Here is a 4,261-nt window from a genome sequence, read left to right on the forward strand (position 1 = left end):
CGGTGGGGCCGGTGGCGGCAGCCAGCGCAAGCAGGGGCAGCGGTAGGGAGAAGACCGGTGCTGAGGAGACTGGTGCCGAGGAGACCGGTGCCGAGGAGACCGGGGTCGGGCAGCTGCCCGTCCTCTACGGAGTCGTCCGCTTTGATTCGGGGGAGAATCGGCGAGTCCGTGACACTACGATCACGTTTGGTTCGGCCGAGTCGGCGGAGCTGTTCGCCATCGAGAACGGCTGGCACGATTACCAGGTCACACCGCTTTTCTTCTTCACGGACGTCGCCGCAATGGTGGGGACCGGGATGTCGCTGGATGTCGCGTCGGCGCGCGCGGCCTACAGTCAAGGGCCATGAGCGACGGCGAAGGCGACACGTTGGTAGCCGACGAGCGGACGGACGGATGGCGCCGTCCCCACGGCTGATCCTAAGCTGCGTTGACGACCTACACGGGCCATGATCGGCGCGTGTTTGTTGCTAGGTACGCTTTTCGGCTCGATATGCGTACCTGACGACAAACACGCGCCGATCTTGTGGATGGTCGGCGCTTCGGGGTTGCATCCGGTACCCGAGTACAGGCTTACCGTCAGTTCGAGGCGCTCGCGGGAGGGCGTCCGGACCCAAGGAGAGAGCCGTGAGCGGATGCGGACCCGCCGGCTGCACCATCCCACGTCGCCCGTGTTGACGTTGACCGCCTCCGGCGGGGTTGAGGGCGAGGTCCGGGACCTGGCCGGGCGGGAGTCGTCGTGCTGTGCCTTCTTCCAGTCCACGGTCGCCCCGACCGGCGAGACGGTTGTCGTCACGGTGAACGTGCCGGATGCGCGCGCGGACGTGTCTGACTGGATCGAAACCCGCACTGCCCCGACCGTGCACCGGACCTACCGGTGAGCCTGGGCGGCCTGCGCACCAGCGAGCTCGCCACCGCGGCCGGGGTGAACACCCAGACGCTGCGCTATTACGAGCGGCGGGGACTGCTGGCCGAACCGGTGCGCACCCCGGGCGGGCACCGGCTCTACCCGGCCGAGGCGGTGATCCTGCTGGGCGTCATCAAGGCCGCGCAGCGGCTCGGGTTCACCCTCGACGAGGTCGCCGAACTGCTCGACAGCGGCCGGCGCCGCCGCGGCGCTGAACCAGACCCTCCTCGCCGTCTCTGTCGGCCTTGTCGTGCTCGCGGTCGTGTTCTGGGGGCGCCACCAACGACGCCGCGCTGCCGTCCGTGCCTCGACCAGCCACGGCGGCGGCACCTGCGGGTGCGGCGGCGGATGCTCCTGCTAGCGCCTCTTCGTGGATCAGGCGCGGTTGGCCGCTTGTCCGTGGGTCCGGGTGAGACGGTAGGCGGCTACCAAGTGCCAGGTAGCCGTCAGTGGCGAAGGATCAGGTTGAATCAGCGGCCGCCGGTGACGTCGAGGATCGCTCCGGTGACGTAGGACGCCTCGGGTGAGCACAGCCAGGTGATCGCATGTGCGACCTCGTCGGGCTCACCGCCGCGACCCATCGGGATGCCGGTCGCGAGGCGCTCGATGCGGCCGGGTTGCCCGCCACTGGCGTGAATGTCGGTGCGGATGAGGCCGGGGCGGACGGCGTTGACCCGGATGCCGTCGGCCGCGACCTCCTTGGCCAGGCCGATCGTCATGGTGTCGATGGCGCCCTTCGAGGCGGCGTAGTCGATGTACTCGCCGGGGCTGCCGAGGCGGGCGGCCGCCGAGGAGACATTGACGATGACGCCACCCGTTCGGCCGTGCCGCGTCGACATGCGCCGGATCGCATGTCCGGCGCACAGGAAGGCACCGACCACGTTGACGGCGAAGATGGCGACGAGCCGGTCGTGGGTCATCTCCTCGACCCGTGCCTGCCCGGCGACGATGCCCGCGTTGTTGACCAGCGCCGCCACCGGCCCCATGGTGTCCGCGGCCGTGAACAGTGCGGCGATGGCGTCCGGCGAGGTGACATCGGTGGGAACGGCGACCGCGGCCACGCCGGCAGCCTCGCATTCCGCCACAACGCGGCCGGCCGACTCGGCGGCTGCCCGGAAGCCGATGCAGACGTCCCAGCCCTGGTGGGCCAGCAGGATCGCCGTGGCCGCGCCTATCCCACGGCTACCGCCTGTAACAACCGCTACGCTGCGCATCCGTGACCTCCCGGACTGATTCTCCACCGCGAGCGAGCACCCATCAGCAACGGTCCGACGTTCCGCTCACGGATGTGGCACTGGCACGCCGATCTACCGGCAGGCCCAGCCGACAAGCCTGATCTTGGAGAGTCGGGTATTGAGCTCCTTGTCCGCACCGGTGAGGTCAGGCCCAGGTTTCTTCATCTCTACTGCCAGCTGTTCGAACTGTGGCTGGCCGAACTCGAACGCCGGCAGAGGATGCACAGCGGGAACTCCTCGACGCCGGAGGGGCAAGGCCGACTTTGAGAAACAGTTCGACTAGCGAGTAATCGTGACACGATCCGCGGTCAGCCAGAGATCTTCAATATGAAGCAGGTCGCTCGACCGCAGAAAAAGTTGCGCCCGCCCAACTAGTTCCAGCAGCCCAGCGAGCACCGCCTCAGCCCGCTGTTGAGCATTGGCATCCCGAAAACTCCAGCTAGGTACCCACAGTTTTCCCGTAGGCATCTCATCCTCTCCAAGAACCTCCGCCAAGCACTCGAGGGCATCGGTCGGCGCATGAAACAGGAGATAAAGACGGTCGTCAACCGTATGATATCTGGTGCGCTCCCCGGCCAGCTGGAAGTACCAGGTGGAGTCAGTATCAGCTATCCGCAGGAAGCCCTCGAGGGGACCGTCGAACCAGTCAAGAACGACTGCCCGTTCCATTCTGATTTCCCGGAGAGGAATCGCAGCCAATTGCTCCGCAGCAGTGGTCATTTTGACCGCCCGAAAAGTAGATTGAAGGCCTGAGTAACATCCGCCGTCACTGGCTTCGGTAACACCAAGGTGTGGTGATCAATATCCTGTCTTGTTGGCGTGTGTTCTAGACGAAAACCTGTGTCCTCGATCTGTTGACGTGCCGCAGTCACAGAGTCAGTGGGCTCCCTGGACAAACGGAGATTCGATTCAGGGCTTGTTACCGATACACCGTGCGGAAACCGTCCAGTATCTTCCGCTGCTTGCGCCTGCCGGGTCAGCCTGCCCGCGCTTTCCCAGTTTGTTCCCCTTCTGACAAATATGTCATACGGCGCGAGGCCGAGGGGGTCGAGCCAACCCAGCGGGTTGTGAACGTAGGTGTGAGGGTTGGGTGCGGGGGCCAGGCCGAGTGGGTCGGTGGATTCATAGCGGGCGGTCTCGGGGTCGTAGTAGCGATGATAGTTGTAGTTCGCGCCGGTTTCGGGGTCGTGATATTGGCCGGGGAAACGCAGCGGGCAGTCGACTGCACCGCCGGCGGAGGACGACGATGGCGGGCCGGCGCCCCACAGGGTGGTGCGGGCGTGCCAGGCGAGCTCGCCGTCGGGGTCGACGAGGTCGGTGGGTGTGCCGACGAGGTCGGTGACGATGGCATAAAACCGGGCGTCGAACCACGCCTGCTCGGCGATGTGGTCGCTGCCGTTACCGCCGACAGCCGAGTCGGACGGGCGGCGTTCGGACTGGGTGAGCGGCCGGAAACCGCCGGGCTCCCAGTTCCAGGTGGTGACCCGCGGCGTCGGATCGCCGCCGGTGGCGGTGGTGTGGTGCTGCTGCTCGGCGAGGACGGCACCGTCCCAGGCGAAGTCGACCTGTTCGACCACCCCGCCATCATCGACGGCACCATTGGCGCCATCGCCGGCGAGACGCTGTTTGGCGATCCGCCGGCCGAACGGGTCGTACCGGTATCGCCAGCGCTGGCCGTCGGGGGTGGTCACCCCGGTCAGCCGGTCATCAGCGTCCCAGGTGTAGCGCCAGGTGCGTGGCTTACCCGACAGCCGCTTGTGCTGGCGCACCGTCACCCGCCCCTGGCCGTCATGCTCGTAGCGGACCCGGCCGGCCCGGCGAATCAGCGTGCCGGCGTACTCCCGGCCACCCTGCGCGGCCTCGTGCACCCCGTCGCGCCCGTCACGCTGCGCGGGGAGGGACTGTGCGGGTAGAGGCTGGACGGGCACCGGCCAGGACGCGTCGGTGATGTTGCCCGCCGTGTCGTAGGCGTACCGCTCGGACCAGTCAGCCCCGTGGACGGCGGTGACCCGCCGCACCGGATCGAGATCAAACCGACGCACCCCGGCGAGCATGTCATCAATCTCGGCGACGTACCCATCCGGACTGTAGGAGTAGTCCCGGCGCTGGAGCACCCGTGCGT

At 67.0% G+C, this 4,261-nt stretch carries 5 protein-coding genes and 2 pseudogenes; 3 read left to right on the forward strand and 4 right to left on the reverse strand.

The window, feature by feature from the left end:
• The 3 genes and pseudogenes from U9978_RS21850 to U9978_RS24205 form a co-directional block, all read left to right on the forward strand.
• Positions 1–347 (forward strand): annotated as a pseudogene (locus tag U9978_RS21850) (hypothetical protein); the annotation flags it as partial.
• A 285-nt stretch (positions 348–632) separates the two neighbouring features.
• A complete protein-coding gene (locus U9978_RS21855) occupies positions 633–878 on the forward strand; it encodes a hypothetical protein (RefSeq protein ID WP_322763023.1) in 246 nt (81 codons plus the stop codon).
• Positions 879–880: 2 nt separating this feature from the next.
• A pseudogene (locus U9978_RS24205) lies at positions 881–1,138 on the forward strand (MerR family transcriptional regulator); the annotation flags it as partial.
• A 236-nt stretch (positions 1,139–1,374) separates the two neighbouring features.
• Here the strand turns inward: U9978_RS24205 and U9978_RS21865 are convergent.
• The 4 genes from U9978_RS21865 to U9978_RS21880 all read right to left on the reverse strand — a co-directional run.
• On the reverse strand, positions 1,375–2,118 hold the full coding sequence (locus U9978_RS21865) for an SDR family oxidoreductase (RefSeq protein WP_322763025.1): 744 nt from the start codon (positions 2,116–2,118) through the stop codon (positions 1,375–1,377).
• 93 nt (positions 2,119–2,211) lie between these two features.
• Complete coding sequence (locus tag U9978_RS21870) at positions 2,212–2,364, reverse strand: hypothetical protein (protein ID WP_322763026.1); 153 nt, start codon at positions 2,362–2,364, stop codon at positions 2,212–2,214.
• A 54-nt stretch (positions 2,365–2,418) separates the two neighbouring features.
• Positions 2,419–2,859 (reverse strand): hypothetical protein, encoded by a 441-nt coding sequence (locus U9978_RS21875; protein WP_322763027.1) that lies wholly within the window; start codon positions 2,857–2,859, stop codon positions 2,419–2,421.
• Positions 2,856–4,261: RHS repeat-associated core domain-containing protein (locus tag U9978_RS21880; RefSeq protein ID WP_322763028.1), on the reverse strand; the 1,406-nt coding region annotated here is incomplete at its 5' end. The genes U9978_RS21880 and U9978_RS21875, both read right to left, overlap by 4 nt.

The organism is Protofrankia sp. Cr2, from assembly GCF_963555885.1.
Taxonomy (GTDB): domain Bacteria; phylum Actinomycetota; class Actinomycetes; order Frankiales; family Frankiaceae; genus Protofrankia.